Source organism: Tenacibaculum sp. M341 (genome assembly GCF_004337695.1).
GTDB lineage: Bacteria > Bacteroidota > Bacteroidia > Flavobacteriales > Flavobacteriaceae > Polaribacter.
This window is the reverse complement of sequence record NZ_SJXJ01000001.1, coordinates 66,775-83,322: the sequence shown is the minus strand read 5'-3', so window position 1 is coordinate 83,322 and position 16,548 is coordinate 66,775. Positions and strand designations below refer to the sequence as shown.

General features: G+C 30.8%; 11 protein-coding genes. 3 read left to right on the top strand and 8 right to left on the bottom strand.

The features are described from left to right. The 5 genes from EYW44_RS00305 to EYW44_RS00285 all read right to left on the bottom strand — a co-directional run bounded on the left by EYW44_RS00305 (window position 1) and on the right by EYW44_RS00285 (window position 11,993). The gene (locus tag EYW44_RS00305; RefSeq protein WP_132721229.1) at window positions 1-4,338 is read right to left on the bottom strand and encodes a DNA/RNA non-specific endonuclease; all 4,338 of its coding nucleotides are present in this window, start codon (window positions 4,336-4,338) and stop codon (window positions 1-3) included. 187 nt (window positions 4,339-4,525) lie between these two features. Next, the gene (locus tag EYW44_RS00300) at window positions 4,526-5,167 is read right to left on the bottom strand and encodes a hypothetical protein (RefSeq protein ID WP_132721227.1); all 642 of its coding nucleotides are present in this window, start codon (window positions 5,165-5,167) and stop codon (window positions 4,526-4,528) included. Between the two features lie 156 nt (window positions 5,168-5,323). Then, complete coding sequence (locus EYW44_RS00295; protein ID WP_132721225.1) at window positions 5,324-6,208, bottom strand: hypothetical protein; 885 nt, start codon at window positions 6,206-6,208, stop codon at window positions 5,324-5,326. A 116-nt stretch (window positions 6,209-6,324) separates the two neighbouring features. Beyond that, window positions 6,325-6,525 carry a hypothetical protein gene (locus EYW44_RS00290; RefSeq protein ID WP_132721223.1) on the bottom strand — a complete coding sequence of 67 codons (201 nt, stop codon included), beginning with the start codon at window positions 6,523-6,525 and terminating at the stop codon, window positions 6,325-6,327. A gap of 5 nt (window positions 6,526-6,530) precedes the next feature. Then, a complete protein-coding gene (locus EYW44_RS00285; protein WP_243643579.1) occupies window positions 6,531-11,993 on the bottom strand; it encodes an alpha-2-macroglobulin family protein in 5,463 nt (1,820 codons plus the stop codon). Window positions 11,994-12,187: 194 nt separating this feature from the next. Here EYW44_RS00285 and EYW44_RS00280 point away from each other — a divergent pair, with 194 nt between their 5' ends. The 3 genes from EYW44_RS00280 (at window position 12,188) to EYW44_RS00270 (ending at window position 13,864) form a co-directional block, all read left to right on the top strand. Beyond that, a complete protein-coding gene (locus EYW44_RS00280; protein ID WP_132721219.1) occupies window positions 12,188-12,769 on the top strand; it encodes a tRNA-(ms[2]io[6]A)-hydroxylase in 582 nt (193 codons plus the stop codon). Between the two features lie 167 nt (window positions 12,770-12,936). Continuing rightward, complete coding sequence (locus EYW44_RS00275; protein ID WP_132721217.1) at window positions 12,937-13,374, top strand: DUF4268 domain-containing protein; 438 nt, start codon at window positions 12,937-12,939, stop codon at window positions 13,372-13,374. Between the two features lie 7 nt (window positions 13,375-13,381). Beyond that, window positions 13,382-13,864, top strand: a complete 483-nt coding sequence (locus tag EYW44_RS00270) for a CAP domain-containing protein (protein WP_132721215.1) — start codon at window positions 13,382-13,384, stop codon at window positions 13,862-13,864. A gap of 86 nt (window positions 13,865-13,950) precedes the next feature. On the opposite strand, the gene EYW44_RS00265 is transcribed toward EYW44_RS00270, so the two are convergent. The 3 genes from EYW44_RS00265 to EYW44_RS00255 are packed head-to-tail and all read right to left on the bottom strand — an operon-like array spanning window position 13,951 to window position 16,481. Further along, window positions 13,951-14,706, bottom strand: coding sequence for a patatin-like phospholipase family protein (locus tag EYW44_RS00265; protein ID WP_132721213.1), 756 nt, complete (start codon window positions 14,704-14,706; stop codon window positions 13,951-13,953). A 3-nt stretch (window positions 14,707-14,709) separates the two neighbouring features. Continuing rightward, window positions 14,710-15,912 carry an acyl-CoA dehydrogenase family protein gene (locus EYW44_RS00260; protein ID WP_132721211.1) on the bottom strand — a complete coding sequence of 401 codons (1,203 nt, stop codon included), beginning with the start codon at window positions 15,910-15,912 and terminating at the stop codon, window positions 14,710-14,712. Then, window positions 15,858-16,481, bottom strand: coding sequence for an acyl-CoA dehydrogenase family protein (locus EYW44_RS00255; RefSeq protein WP_132721209.1), 624 nt, complete (start codon window positions 16,479-16,481; stop codon window positions 15,858-15,860). The genes EYW44_RS00260 and EYW44_RS00255 overlap by 55 nt, the downstream gene beginning before the upstream one ends. Between the last annotated feature and the right edge of the window lie 67 nt (window positions 16,482-16,548).

The window sequence follows — 16,548 nt, the reverse complement described above, 5'->3', positions numbered from 1 at the left end:
TTAACTTTGATTCTTTAAACTATCTTTTAAATTTATATCTTGACCTATTTTTATTGCTGGTAAACCAGATTGTACTGAAACTATTTTTTCTCCATTAGCACCATTTAATGTAATCCAAGGAACCTCATAAACTACAGAATTACAAAATTTAGGATCAGTTCTTTTAGATAAAACCTGATGCAAACTTTCTAATCTTTCTTTTGTTTCTATTTGAGTCTCATTTGATTGTTTTTTAGTTTTTTCTCTTAAAACATCAAAAATTTCATTGTCAACAATTGGTATCCACTCAGCCTCTACTTTCATATTGAATGTTATATATTCCACTGGAATCTCTTTTCTTTTGTACTTAGCTTTATATATATCTTCTTTATCCGTTAACGATGATTCTATCTGCTTTTCTTTTTCAAACATCACTTGTTTATTGTAATGTTCTGAAGTATTAACTAAATTAAGACCTAATACATAACCAGAACCTTGAAACCAATCTGCAATTAAATGAGATGCATTAAATTTAATTGTTTTATCATCAATTTGATCTTTAAACTGATCTTTTTTTTCTACTCTAGCTGTGCTTTCATTATTTCCTTCATCCAACTTAGTTATTTGACTAATGACCTCCGAATTTTCAGCTTTAGCTTTCTGTACTTGTTCTCTAGACGCCTTATTTACTGCTGATGCTGTTTTACCTCTAGTACCTGGTTCTTTAATTGCTAAATTAAACCCTTCTACCTTATGTTTAATTCCTTGTAATCCGTTACTCAATTTGGCTTGCTGTAAAGTTACTTTAAAAGTTTTGGTTTCTTCTGGCTGATCTCCTTTTTTTACAAGATATTTATAATTCACCACAAGAACTCCCTCTGTAGTGCCAGTAAAATCAACTTCTTGTTTTAATACTTTATATTGTTCGTGTTCTCCTTCCTCTCCTCTGAATAAACTATCTAACTGTTCATTAACTTTTACCTCTTTGCTCTTGTCAAAAATCTGTCCTCTTATAGTTTGATAAACTCTTTTACCATCTGTTAATGTATTTATCTTACTCTCTATTTCATTATTCTTTTCGGTATCAGAAGCATCTCCCATTACTCTATCTGCCGACTTTTTGAAAAGTCCTCTTACATAATCTCCATAATTTCTTTGATTCTTTACAGGATTGTTATACAACTCCTTAGTAGGATCAGTAGTCTTAAACTCATCTAAAAGTCCGCTCCATGATCTTTTTCTATTTTTACTCTCTTTTTTCTTCTCTTCTTTCTTTATTTGCTCAAAAGCAAGACGAACATCTTTTTCCGCCTCTGAATGTAAACTCTCTTTGTTCTCTTTATATATTCTTTCAATATTCTTATCGTATTCAAGAGTTAATTTTTCTTCAGTAGTATTTGGATAAATTTTGATATTAAAATCTATATCATTATCCTTTCGCTCTTGAGATAAAGTCCCAGATGTTATATCTAAATTAATTCCTTTTTTAAGCTTTGGTTGATATTTGTCTTCTAATTTCTTAGCTTCTTTAGTTTTTATTTCATAAAACTCTTTAAAGTCTTTAGTTTTTTTGTTTGACTTAGCTGAAAGTTTTGCCTTAATTTTACTAGCCATTTTTTTGTGCTTAGCCCTATCTTTAGCTGTAATTTTTTCTGGCTTTTGTTTTTTATTATCCTCTTTAATCTTCTTAGAACTTCCTTTTTTACGAGATAATTTCCTCCAAACCTTCCTTCCAGCATTCTTAATTTTAGTCCATAGGCTAAATAATGCTTTTTCTACACGCTTTCTTATTTTACGTACAATTCCTAACACTTTATTTGCCAAGCCTCCAATACCTAATACAGATGCCAATAAACCAATTACTACAGGAACTGCTTTTCCTAATGCATTTTCAATACTCTTAGCCACAGCTCCAACTTTTCCGGCTGCAATAGCTGCAATAGATTCTGTAAATGCACTTACCAATTCTGCTATTTGTGAAGCTCGTTGTATAAAGAACTTAACTACATCTATAATTGCCATAATTGCTTTGACAAAAGCTCCTACTGGAGAAAGCAAACCTAGAATCCATTTAATCCCTGCTTGGATTACTTGAGACATTAACATGTCTTTAATAGCACCAATAACCGTTTCTTTTAAATCTTGGAACTGCTCTTTTAAATGTTCCCATAATCCTGCTATTCCTTTTTCTCGTAGAATTTGCACCATTTCAAAACCTGTTTCTAAGGCTTTTACAATAGGTTCACCTACAACTTTTACTCCAACAGTTCTAATGGTACTCCATGTAAAACCTAAAATTTGAGTAGTTAATGAGAAAATTCCTTTTAACGAGAAAATATTTTCTGGCATTTGAATGCTTAAACTTCCCATAGCACCTGTTAACCATCCTAGCAATCCGCTTTGTAAATACTGTACAATATTGGTCATAAAATTTTGAACTCCCTGACCTACACCTGTGATTAACATCTTAAAGAATCCTATCGGATCTGAAATAATAGCACCTACTGCAGTAACTACATTTGCTAATAAATTGGTTAATGTATTTTTTACTTTGATAATAATGTCAAATACACCTTTTAAAGCTCCCATAGCTTTATTTATCAGCCCACTATTTTTCTCTTTTAATGCTTCAATTTGAGTATCAACGCTAGCTACAGCCTCTGAATATTTTTGAGATAACACATCTATTAACGTATCTTTCTTGTTATCTATATCTTGCTCTAAACTATCAAACTTACTTTGTATTTCATTAGCTGCTTGCTTACCTATTTTACGCAAGTCTGGCGATAATCCACCTACATAATCTTGTACCGATTTTTTACCTTCCTTAATGGTACGTTTTGCTTTGTTTAACTCATTTGCTACTAAAGTTGCTATGGAACCTAAATAGCTATCCATGGTATCAATGTATATTTTTCTACCACTCTCAAAAAATTGATTCACCTCTTTTGGCAAACCTACAAAAGCATCTTTTACTCTTCGCAGTTGTTTCCAACTAAAAATGGAACTTCCGTAACGCTTTTCTTTGTAAGCTTTCATATTGGTTTCAATATGATTTTCAAAAGCTTGTTGCGCTGCTCTTGCTCCACTTTCAAATTTAGAAGCTACAGCGGCATCTAATGCTGATAAAATACTCGTTACTTTTGTTTTGGTTTCTGTATAAAGTCCTTGTATTTTATCAGCAACTTGCTTTCTTGCTGCCGTATTTTGGGTAGCACTCTGCTTTTGATTGCCTGCTACTTTATTAAATGCTGCTACTCTATTGGTATGCATTCCTTGTGAGGTAGCATTTACTTGTTGTTGACTTTGTTGTTGTGCTGTGTTTAATTCCTGATTTTCTGTATTTCTAAAAGATACAACTGATGCTTTACTTTGTGCTTTGGCATTATTTTTCTCATCTAAAGCACTCTTAAAAGAAGCTTCATTTGAATTTGCAAGCATTGTATCTGTTACACCATGTTGTTCCATTTGCGTATCTAAACTTGCAGTTTCTTCTTGCAATGGCTTTTCTACAGAGGCTTCTGATCGCTTACTTGGCATTGCTTGTGCTGTAGGAATCATCGCTGGTTTTTTACCAGGCATTGCTTTCGGCATAGGAGCAACTGCCGTTACTGGAACTGATGCTGTGCTTGGTGCTGCTGATGTTGCTTCAGGAATTCCTCCTGATGCATTGTCTTGTGCTGTTTTTACATCACCCATTGCAGCCGATTTCACTTCTGAAAGATTATTATTCTCTTTGAATTTATCTGCTGCCTCTTCGTCTTTTGGCAATTCCATTTCTGCAATTCTAGATTTTAATTGCTCTTTAAAGTCTGAAGCTTTAAATTCTCCTGTTTCTTGTTGTTCCATTACCTCAACTTGAGATGCTTGTGCCTTACTCAATCGTTCATTACTTGGAACAACTGCTGCTTTTTGCGCTTTTTTAGAAGCACTTTGAGCTGGTTCATGCTTTCGTTGCTTTTTAGCATTTGCATTAATAGAACTTGTCAATGCCTTAAAACTCGGATCTTCAGCTGGTGTTTTTGGTACTACAACTTCTTCTGCAGTTGGTTTTCCTGGTCCAGCTATCGGATAATCATTAACATCAAAATTATTATTTGTTGGTGTTGGATATTGTGCATCTAACATTTCTTTTGCAGAAATTGAAGTGTTTTGAGATGCTTCTTTAACATCGTTTTGCTCCTTAGCTATAGGAGCAGCAACAGTTGCCGAAGCAACATTTACAACAGGAACTGGTTTGTTCAAACCTTCCTTGTTATTTTTTATTGGTATGTTTTCTTTTTGTATTTGAGCCTTCGGTTTTTCTGCTGCTGGTTTTGCAACTCTACCTTTAGGTACAATCCTTTGCTGTTTATTCATAACACTTATGCTTTTCTTGAGATGATAGATTATGCAAAAGTCTAAGGAATAACAATGTTATACAAGTCCAATTTCTGTAGTTGCAATTTTACTAAAAGCTATATAACTTAAAATACTACAAAAAAATAAAGCAGCTATAAAGTGCTGCTCCATTGATTATATTTTTAATTAAAATTATAGTATTCGTTTAATCATTAACTCCTTTAAATGTAATTTCCTTGTTCTTTAATAAGTCAAAAATATTAGAAAGTTTATACTCTCCTTTTCTAACATAATAATTTCCTTTCTCGTCTATTAAAACAAAACTCCCACAGGGATAATTTACTGGAAAAAATCTACTATCAATTGTTCTATACTCATCTTTAATCCAATGTAACTTCTTTCCATATTTCTTTTTTCCTTCTGGAGATTTATACATAAAAAACTGGCTTACCCCAGATAATTCTTGTATATTTTTTAAATAAGTTTCATGTAGAGATTTTACTCTTCCACTACCTCCTGAATTGCATTTATCTTTTCCATGATAGTAATTAACTACTATAATGTTCTCTTTTGAAATTTCTTTTCCTGATAATTTTGACAGATCGTTTCTAATAGAATCAAGAGATTGTTTTGATATTGTTCCTTTTTTTACTCGCTTAGCTACCATGTTAACAGCTAAAGTATCAGTTTCAAATCGCATACTTATAATGGAAGGATCTTTCGACACAGCAAAATACTCTGCTTCTGTAATTGAAATAAAATCATCTGTAACAAAAATTTCTTTCTTTTGAGCTAGTATAATTGTATTAGATATAATAAATAACAGAATTGCAAGTCTTTGCTTCATAGATTATTCTTTTCGTTTGCAAATGTAATACTTTAAAATAGAGATAAAATACCTGATTTATTTAATACTACATTTTATGATTTCATCAGCACGACACGCTGATCACTCTGAAAACCAACAATCCCATCAGCATGACACGCTGATCATTCTGAAAATTTATTTTAAATATTCTTCTAACGTTTGTTTATAAAACGATAATCCTTTGATTGGATAAGTTGTATGTGGATCAAAATCTCCTGTCCATGTTAAATGCCCTCCTCCTTCTACTTTATATACTGCTCTTGAATTAATTGAAGTGTAAATACGAGAATCTTTTGTTGGTGGACACTCTTTCTGAAACATAAAAAAGCTTCTGCTACGACGCCTGAGTTCGTAATGAGATAAATCAGACAACTCCATAAACTCATTTAAAGTCATATCTAATTGATAAGGGACTCCTCTAAATACTATAACATCAAACAAAGTTTTAGCCTCTTTATATTTACTTTTATAAAAACGATCTTCTTCAGACATAGCAATACTGAAACTTCTTAATTGATACTCTTTATTAGGTAATCTCTTAAAACTTACATCTATTTTTAAACTTGTATACTCAAAACGAAGTGAATGTTCTTTTAAAAACAATGAATCTCCATATGTTTGTTTTAATTCTTCTAATCGTTTCGTTTCATCTTTATTTATATACCGGTAAGAATCTCCAAATTCATAGCGTGTACTTTCTCTTCTTTCATCAGGCTCTCCAAAAATAGCTGTGATTTTTTCTGGATTATCTCCTATAAAAAATTGTTGATCATTGTATTTGTATTCACAAACACCAAATTCAAAACGATGCGCTTGTTGGTTAAACTGATCTGTTAATTCTTTAAATTTTGGATGATCTGTATAAGCACTAATCACGTAATCATCTGTATAATCAGATATTGTTTTCTCTTTTGGTTTTTGAGGAAAAAACACGGGAAATAATATAATTGCGAAGAAAATAAATATCAATACAATGATTCCTAAACAACCAGTTAGTAGTATTTTAAAAAACTTTTTCATTAATAAATAATAATGTGTAGCTGCTAAAATAGTATTTAGCTACTACACATTATTATCTTATTTTTTTTCTTAATGTTTACAACCTATTTCCGTTGCTTATGAATCGATTTTTGATTCTAAAATAATTCCATTTCTTCACCTCCAGAGAAGTACAATACAATAAATATAATGATATAAAAAACAGTCATTAACAAGATTAATACTAAAGGAACCATCAACAACCATCTAACCGTTCCTTTAATTTCTTTTTTTAATACAAACTTAAATACAGCCCATAACAATACTGTACATATCAATACAAAAAGTAAAATAGCCATATTACTTATTTTATTACTTTAATCCATTCACCTTTTGTTCTTGCCAAATAATCATTATCATACATAGCTTCTGCTTGTACTCCTGGTAAATAATAGTCACCTAAGTACGAAGCATTTAATAAAATGGTAAACTTTTTAGTTTTATATTCTTTTAAAGTAAAATAATTACTGATGCTTGCATCTCTAATATCTGTATAATCAACTTCCGATGACGAAGTTGCATTGCCAAAATCTGTAAAACGTGTATTAACAATCTCCCAACCAGAAGGAATAAATTGAGTTAAGGCTATATTTTCAACAGTTTCATTTGTTGTATTACTAATAGTTACCTCCGCCACAAAATTGGTTCCTTGTGATAAATTAGCAGGATTTAATCGTTTTCCATCTTTAGAATAATAAACAACGTCTAACTCAAAATTCTTTTGAATTGCTTTCTCTTGCCCTACAGGTAAAATTCCTTTATTCAATAAACGTACATATAAAACTCCGCTCGATTTGTTTGTGATTTGTAACTCATTATCTTTCTTAATTCCCGCTACATCTGATGTAAATAATGACTTTGAAGTACTTACTTCTGTACTACCTGTATTATTCAATGTAAAACTTGAAGAAATACCTGAATTTCCGCCATTTTTAAGTGAATATTTTGCCATAGCCAATAATGCATATGAGGTGGTTTGCGTACTCATCCAATCATTACTAGACAATCGCTCTGCAATTCCTTTTGCTAATTTTATAGCCTTTACTTGATCTTCAATTAAAGTATAGGTTTCTAATGACATTGCTTTGTCTCTTACCTCTGATCCGTAATTATAATAACGCCTTTTAGTGTAAGTATCCTCTCCTAAATCATTTAAAATAGTGGTAGCTACCGATTTTTTACCAATTAAAGCATAGGCACTTGCCAAACGCTTTTTAGCTTCATTTGACAATCCTGAAGTTTCTCTTAAACGATTCATTGATGCCAAATCTGGTTTGTTTACTAAACTTAAAGTATATAAACGATAGGCTTGTGTTAATGCATTATTATCGTAACGATTTCCTTTACGCCAATTTCTTGCTGCTCTTTTTTGATAAGCTATCCATTTAGATTTAAACCCAATAGGTAAAGAATATCCTTTTTTAGAAGCTTCAATTAAAAAATGTCCAGCATATGAAGTTCCCCATGAATTAGCTCTATCACCACCCTGCCAATAACTCAATCCGCCATTAGAAACTTGAAAATTTGATAAACGCTGAATTGTTGCTTTTATATTTCGTTCTATTGATGCTTGTTTTTCTTTAGTTAAATCAAATAATTCTGTTAAATACAACTGAGGAAAAGCACTAGAGGTAGTTTGCTCTACACAACCATGCGGATAACGTATTAAATATTCTAAACGTTTTGTAAAATTCATTGGTGGTAAAGTAGACAACTCAATACTTGCTGTATTAGTTCCTTGGGTACCAAAAGTTGCAAAGTTAATAGCACCTTGTGCGTTTGATTGTAACACTAAATCTTTCACTTCTGTAGTTACAGGATTCGGATTTAACACATCTATTTCTACTTCATAAAAAGCTTTTTCTGAACCAGAAGTTGCTGTTACTCTTACCTTGCCAATACCTTTAAAGTCATTTACTTTTAATTTAAAATATGCCATTTTCTCATCTGGCTGATCAAAATAAATATTTTGCGTATGCTCTCCAACAACTGTGTACGACTCATTCGGTTGTACCGTTACTTTTACATTTTTAACACTTGGTTTCATTGCAAATACAGTAACTGGTAAAGTAACCGTTTCTTGCGGAGTTATTTTTCTTGGTAATGAAGTTAATAACATAATTGGCTTACGTACAAAAGCTGTTTTTTCACTACTTCCATAAGCTTCATTTTTAGCATCAGAAGCCACCACCATAGCTTTTACCGATCCAATATAATTAGGTATTTTAATCGAATGCTCTTTAGTTTGCCCTGGAGCTAATTTAAAAGGTCCTAAATAACTTACCATTGGCTTAAACCTATTTGCCTTTTTATTTTTACTTCCAGCTTCAGCTTCATCTCCTCCAATACTTAAAATTTGATTGGCTGTTCCTCCATAAGCGCCTATAATATCATCAAAAATATCCCATGTTTTTACTCCTAATGATTGACGAGTGTAAAATGTTTGCCAAGGGTTTGGTGTTTTAAATCGTGTTAAGTCTAACAAACCTTCGTCTACCAATGCTATAGTATAGGTCATTGGCTTTCCATCTTTTTCGCTTATTTGAATCGTAGCTGTAGTTTCTGGAGCTAACTCTTCTGCTAACTCAATTTCAGGAGCTAGTTTGGTTTTAGGATCACTAACTAAAATTGGTATAGAACCGTACATTCTAATTGGTAAATCGTTTTTAGTTTGAGCATGCTGTTGCAACAACGATACGTTTACAAAAACATTAGGTGTGTAATTCTCTAAAACAGGAAATGTAAACTCAGTAGTTTTTTCTTTGGTCTCTGTCCAAAAATAATCTAACACCTCTGTTCCATTTTCAATGGTAACCAAAGCTCTTCCATCAGCTGATGAAGGGAATTTTATTGTAGCGTTTTCGTTTACGTTGTATTCACTTTTATCACTTGAAAAAGATAACATTGTTGCATTCGTTTTATCTTGACTTCCTCGTTTTTTACCATACCAAGAAGGCCAATCAAAATATACTATTGATGAAGTTACATGTCCGCTACTTTTATCTTTTACTTTTACTAAATAACGTCCCCAATCATTTTTATCTACTTTTAAAGTAAAAGCTCCTTTTCCACTATTATTGGTGGTTACAGATTGTTCTTCATATGTTGAATGATACGTACTTCCATCATAATTAGACAACCCATCATCCGAAGAACTCCACCACCATCTCCAAGAAAGTTTATATACTTTAATTTCTAAATCATTAGCAAAACCTTTTCCTTCTTGATCTACAGAAGCTACATTAAAAGCATACTCCTGATCTGTAAATAAATAATTTTTAGAATCTTGTTCTTCTGCCATATTTATTCCTACATACGATCCGTATGGCGAAACTTTTGTTGAAAACACATCTGTACTAAAATCACCTCCATTTTCATATACTTTGGTTAAAAAAGTAGCTTTTAGCATTCCTGGTGTTCTCATTCCTTTATCTACTGATAAACTATAATTTGCTTTTCCATCATTATTTAAAACACCATCAGACACTGTATAACTTTCTGATAATGTACTTCTAGTAATATCATCAAATTGATAATTTGAAAACTTCGGAAAAGTTGTGGCTACCGATGAAAACTTACCATTAATATCATACTTTAAATTTCTAGCAATCGCTCCGTGCAACCATTTTACTTCCACATCACCGACAATAGATTCTCCATATTTTACTAACTTATTATTAGTATTGAATTTAATTTTTAAACGATTTGGTTTAATCGTTTCTATTTTTAATGTTTTATGAAATTTTGCAGCTCCCACATTTACAGTAACTGTCCAGTCTCCTGTTAAATCTTCTTGGTCAGTTTTAGGTTGATAGTTGTATACATTTTCTGCTGTTTTCTGAACCACAGTTCTGTCTATAATCTTACCTTGTGGATTCATCAATTCAAACTTTATTGGATGTTTTTCTGGAATAGGATTGGCATTATCGTTTAAAACAAAATTTAAGAATAGCTGATCTCCTGGTCTCCAAACACCTCTTTCTCCATAAATATATCCTTTAATTCCCTTTTGCAATTTTGCTCCAGAAACATCAAACTTACTCATAGAAAGCGCATTTCCATCATTCAACTTTAAGTAAGTTGTGTTATTATTAGCCGTAACTACTGCAAAAAATGCTCCTTTAACTTCGCCAAAAGTAGCTATACCATCTCCATTTGTTGTTGCCGATAATAACTCTTGTTGTTGCAAATTCAATAATGTTACTTTACTCCCATTCACAGGTTTTGCCGTAACAATATCAGTAACTGCAATCAACATTTTTCCGTTATTTCCTTTTTTTGCTATCACTCCTACATTAGAAGCTAAAATGTTTGTACTTATTTTTTTATCGCTGTAATACGAACTAGTACACGGATTTTCTCTGTCTCTCCATCTATAATCTGAATCGTAACGACTGTAGTATCTTGTATTGTCGTACCTATCAGTATTTACTTCTTTTTCTCCATACACAATTGTTTCCGCATCACTACTTTCTTCACAAGCATAACTTGCATATTGCTTATTAAAAGAAAACTCAACTCGATACATTGCGCCATTTTCTACTGTAACTAAATCAGCTAAATCAATTGAAAAAGCATTTGGTTTGGTTAAATCTAATCCCTGATCAGATAAATTCACAGTATACTTAACCTCTGGTCTACCTACAAATCGTAAGTCAGCTTGATTGGCTAAGTTGTTATTTTGTAAAAACTGTAATACATTGTTTTTATATATTTTATATACCGTTACATCTACAGCTTTTAAACTTGTTGCTTTAAAATTTATTTTTAAATTTTCTGAGTTTGGTAATATCGTTCCACTCTTAATTAAGCTCAATTCTGGTTTAGGTTGTTCAAAATAAAGAGTTCTTATAATATTTTCTTTTAAACTATTTCCTTCTGTGTTTTTAATTTCTTTAAAAACCTCAATATCAACCTTTCCTTCATAGGATAAAGCAGGATACACAATTACCTTATTCTCTTTTATGGTATAAGTAAATCTTTTTCTTTGTGTATTAATAAACTGAATTAAACCTCTTAAATCTTGAAAATCTTTAACTGGATCAGAAAAATTAATTTCTATACGCTGTTTGGTATCATTAAAAGCATCTATAGATAGTATTTTAAAATTATTTTTCCCTGTTACTGTTACTTCTCTACTCCCTTCTGAAGATGAATTTACTGCTTTACCATTCCAACTTACATTTAATATTTTATCATCATTAAAACGTTGTATGCTATCTATTTTAAAAGAAATAAATTTTGAATATTTTTCTACATCATCAAAAGCAATTTTGGTTGATGCTCCTCCGTAATTTGCTTTTACCAATTCAGCTATGTTCTCTGTATTTAAAACATCACTTGCCTGAATATTTCCTTCAACATAATATAAATTTTTGCTTCTTATTTTTGGTGCTTTTATAGCAACACTAAAGTTTAGTGGTTTTGTTTTTACATTTACAATGAAGTTTTTCAACTCATTATCTACTTGTCCATACAATTTATCTAAATGCAATGTAACCTGATAGTCTTTGTCACTTTCTAATTTTTCATCGGGCGTAAAAGAAACCATGTTATTTTCTAAACGAACTTGTCCTTTTACTTCTGGTACTAATGTAATCACATCATTTCCTAACTCAGATGCTGTAACCTCTTTATTTAAATAGAATTTTAAATTAGGAACTGTTGAAATTATTTTCTCAGGATACACTCTAATATATTCTGTAAAACTATTTGCATCGCTCTCTTCAACTGTAACTTTCTTACAATTAACTATTAAAAGTAACATTAGAAGAATGGGTATTAGTAACTTATTCGTTTTCATGATTTAGACTTGTGTAGATAATTTAATTCACTCAAAACTAATGAAATCTACTCTATATACATGAAGTTTTTCTAAATTCGTTGCTTCTTATCTAGTATTCGTTTGCAGTTTTGCTAAATTTGCAACATCACAAAATAAGTATCTTATTCTTAAAGGTTATGTTAGGATTAAAATTTGAAACGGAAACATCTTGGGTTGATGTTGCTAAGGATGGATTGGAGCAATTATTAACAGATCATGCTTTTGCTGAGCAAAAAGCGGCTGCTAATGCTATGTCAATTACAATTAACTATTCTGAAGAAACAGATTTAGTTAAAGATATGATTGATATTGCCATTGAAGAAATGGAACATTTTAAAATGGTACACGATATTATTATTGATAGAGGAATGTTATTAAGACAAGCTTCTAAAAATGATTATGCTATTTCTTTACAAAGATTTTTTCCTAAATCTTCTGATAGAAACGAAGCTTTAGTTCACCGTTTATTAGTTGCGGCTTTAATTGAAGCTAGAAGTTGTGAACGTTTTAAAGTATTTTCTGATAATATGAAAGACCAACAATTATCTGACTTTTATAGAGATTTAATGGTTTCTGAAGCAAATCATTATACATTATTTTTAGGATATGCCAGAAAATACATGGACAGAGCTGTTGTTGATCAAAAATGGAACGATTTATTGGCTTTTGAAGCTGAAATGATGAAAAACAGAGGTACTGTAGCAAAAGTACATGGATAATACAATTCTCATTTATCAGTAATCAATATTTTCTTTTGGTAATAACGTTTAAACTACTCAAAAATTAATTTTGTTAGTTTAAAGTATTGACAACTCATAAACTGATAATTGTACCTTGATAATTAAAAAATTGATAACCGATAATTGATAACCGATCACTGAAATAGATGTTTAGTAAAGAAGAATCAGCACGCATACGCAAAGAATTTTGGACAAGTTTTGGTAAATCTTTTCCTAGAAAGTGGTTGTTATACAACACTAAAATAAAAGGGTTTTCTTTTAAATTTCAAGCAGATAGAAAAAAAGCTTTTGTTTGTTTAGATTTTGAACATCCTGATGAAGTTGCTAACGAACTGTTATACGATCAGTTACTATCGCTTAAAAAGATATTAGAAACCGAATATTTACCCGAAGTAATTTTTGATGACGAATATCTATTAGAAAGTGGAAAATATATTCGTAGAATTTACGTTTTACATGAACAAAAGTTCAGTATTCATAACAAAAACACATGGCGAGATTGTTACGAGTTTTTTGTGGAAACTATGACACAGTTTGAGTTGTTTTTTTATGAATACGAGGACTTTATTACACAAGCAATTTAATACAAACATGAATACATTTTTTAAATTATCCATACTATTTTTATGTGTTTTAATCACGTCTTGTTCTGATAGTAATGAGCAGGAAGCCGAAGAAACAGGAAACAATAACACTGAAACAGTGTCTATTGAAACTGAAATTTTACGTTTGATTAACGAACACAGAAACTCTAAAAACTTGAGTACTCTTGAGATTTCTGAGATTATTAAATCTCAAACTGATGCTCATACAGATTATATGATTGCCAAAGGTGAAATTTCTCACGATAATTTTGGTGATCGTTCTGATTATTTAAAAGCAAACGACGATGCTAAAAGTATGGCTGAAAATGTTGCTATTGGATACAGCTCTGCGAAAAGTGTTGTAAACGGATGGCTAAATAGTGAAGGTCATAGAAAAAATATTGAAGGTAACTATACTCACTTTAATGTTACTGCTAAACAAAACAATGGTGGTACTTGGTACTACACCAATATTTTCACTAGAAAATAACAAGAAATTAGGAGTTAAAACTTAATTGGTACAACCACATTTTAACTCCTAAAACTTTAAACTTATTCACAAATTTTTATGCTATTCTAAATGGCTACAGAAGTAAATACTTCTTTACAATAGGCATAACTTTTTTCGTAAATAATATCCATTTTATCTTTATCCAATACTTTAAAACCTGTTAAATACTGGTGATCAAACATGTAATCACAGAATTTAAACTTTTCTTTTGCACGTTGATATCCATTTATTGTAAACAACCTATTAGATAATTGCTGTACATTTTCTTCATATTTTGGATTATAGGTTGTCATGGGTATTGCATAACTTCCATATATAACATCACAATTATTTATTAAAGGCTCTACATTAAAATTATTTAGTAATGCACTGTCTACTAAATCTCTTCCCAAATAATTAACTGGTTTTAAAAAAGTAGATAATGCAGCAGATGCTTTTAAAATAGTTCTTAAATCCCCTTTATTGTAGTTTATCAATGCACCACTATTAATATCAGCTGCTAAAATGTTTAAAAACTCAGAATCAAACTGTTCTGGAAAATACTTTTGAAAGCTTTCAAACATATCATTTACTGACAATATTTTTTGCTTTTTCAATTTATCAAAAGGAACAGATAACCAATTCTCTGTTTGTATAATCTCTAAAATTTCTTCTACAGAATAATTATGATAGTATAAAGCTGCAATAATAGCACCCGCACTATTTGCGGAAAAATGGGTTGGTTTTATCTCATGTTCTTCTAATACTTTTAACAATCCTAAATGCGCTACAGACAACGCTCCTCCTCCTGATAATACAATTCCTATACGCTGCATCTTCATATTTTAATTTGATTCTTTTGCTAAAACATACTTTGCTATGTTTCTTCTTTCTTCTTTTACATTACTATGTGGTATTTTTAAATACTTACTTTTTGCTGCTACAATAGCCTTTGCTTCTTTTTTAGAATTAAAAGCCCCAATCAACTCATTAACAGTAGTTGTAACTTTTGAAAAAACATCAAAACCTATAATTTTTAATAACGAAAAATGATATGTCTCATCTAGTAAATCTATGCGCTGTAATTTCTTTACTCTTAATAGTGTACTTTCCATAACATATAGACTGATTAAAAGATCTGATATACACATAGAAACTTCTTGTTCATTTTCTAATTGTGTCATAAACTCTTGTAAACATACTCCTGAAATTAAAATTGTTAGTGATTTTAAATTGTTTACAAACTGCTCATATTGTTGTATTACATCTTCAGAAAAAGCTGCTGATGGAGTAGACAAATCTTCTAATATTTCTGAGAATAAAGAGAAAATTTCCAACTCTCCTTTCATTCCTTTTTTCACAAACTCTTTAATAATTACAAGTCTATTAATTTCATTTGTTCCTTCGTAAATTCTACTAATTCGTATAGCTCTATATAAATGTTCTACTGGAGATTCTGCTGAAAAGCCCATACCTCCATAAATTTGAACGGCTTGATCTACTATGTAATCCTGAATTTCTGAACCATATACTTTTACAATGGCACTTTCTATACTAAACTCTTTTAATGAATTTATTTTTGCTTCTGAAAAACTTTCACCTTGTTTCTCTTTTGTTGCTCTTAATAAATCAATATCATTACCTAATCTAAATACAGCGGATTCATTAGCAAAAATATAAGCTTCCATTCTTGCTATTTTATCTTGAATAGCTCCAAAATCACTAATACTTTTTCCAAATTGTTCTCGCTGCTTTGCATAACTTACTGCATGATTTAAAGCCTTCTTTCCTACTCCAATACAAGAAGCTCCTAATTTTATTCTACCAGTATTTAAAGTATTTAATGCTATTTTTAATCCTTTATTTCTTTCTCCTAATAATTGTTCTTTTGGTACTTTTACATTTTCTAGAAACACTTGGCAAGTACTCCATCCGAAAAATCCCATTTTCTTTTCTTCTGGTCCAATAGTAATACCTCCAAAACTCTTTTCTATCACAAAAACAGATAGATTTTTATCGTCTTCAATTTTTGCAAAAACAATAAACATATCAGCAATACCCGCATTAGAAATCCATGTTTTTGACCACTAATTACATAATCACCATTTTCATCAATAATTGCTTTTGTTTTTCCCGAATTTGCATCACTTCCTGCATTAGGCTCTGTTAAAGCAAAAGCCGATAACAATTCACCTGTTACCATTTTAGGTAAATACTTTTCCTTTAAATAATCGCTTCCATATAAAAAAACAGGCGCAATACCAATACTAGTTTGTACACCTAAAGCCCCAGTAAATGAATACCCTTTACTAATAGCTACACAAAAATGTAACACATCAATAAAAGTTAAATCAATTCCTCCATATTCCTCAGAAACTTCTAACCCTAAAAAACCTAATTCCCCACACTGCTTTATTAAAGCTGGTGTTTCTTGTATAGCTTCTTTAGTTTCCATAAAATCTATACGATTTTCAATTTCATTCACTAAAAAAGAGGTTCCTGCCTCTTTCATCATTTTTGCTTCTTCAGAAATTAATTCTGCTACATAAAATGTTTGTAAATCGGTGTCACTTACTAAGAAGGATCCTCCTTGATTTTTCAATAAAACTTCACTCATTTAAAATAGATTTTAATTAATTAGGTAAAAATGCCTAATTCAAAAGTATGAAAAAATTTCATAAAAT

Coding starts and splice junctions, on each gene's coding strand:
- EYW44_RS00275 (WP_132721217.1), top strand. CDS start 12,937: ATGTTTAGTAAAGAAGAATCAGCACGCATACGCAAAGAATTTTGGACA.
- EYW44_RS00260 (WP_132721211.1), bottom strand. CDS start 15,912: ATGTTTATTGTTTTTGCAAAAATTGAAGACGATAAAAATCTATCTGTT.
- EYW44_RS00305 (WP_132721229.1), bottom strand. CDS start 4,338: ATGAATAAACAGCAAAGGATTGTACCTAAAGGTAGAGTTGCAAAACCA.
- EYW44_RS00290 (WP_132721223.1), bottom strand. CDS start 6,525: ATGGCTATTTTACTTTTTGTATTGATATGTACAGTATTGTTATGGGCT.
- EYW44_RS00255 (WP_132721209.1), bottom strand. CDS start 16,481: ATGAGTGAAGTTTTATTGAAAAATCAAGGAGGATCCTTCTTAGTAAGT.
- EYW44_RS00265 (WP_132721213.1), bottom strand. CDS start 14,706: ATGAAGATGCAGCGTATAGGAATTGTATTATCAGGAGGAGGAGCGTTG.
- EYW44_RS00295 (WP_132721225.1), bottom strand. CDS start 6,208: ATGAAAAAGTTTTTTAAAATACTACTAACTGGTTGTTTAGGAATCATT.
- EYW44_RS00280 (WP_132721219.1), top strand. CDS start 12,188: ATGTTAGGATTAAAATTTGAAACGGAAACATCTTGGGTTGATGTTGCT.
- EYW44_RS00270 (WP_132721215.1), top strand. CDS start 13,382: ATGAATACATTTTTTAAATTATCCATACTATTTTTATGTGTTTTAATC.
- EYW44_RS00300 (WP_132721227.1), bottom strand. CDS start 5,167: ATGAAGCAAAGACTTGCAATTCTGTTATTTATTATATCTAATACAATT.
- EYW44_RS00285 (WP_243643579.1), bottom strand. CDS start 11,993: ATGTTACTTTTAATAGTTAATTGTAAGAAAGTTACAGTTGAAGAGAGC.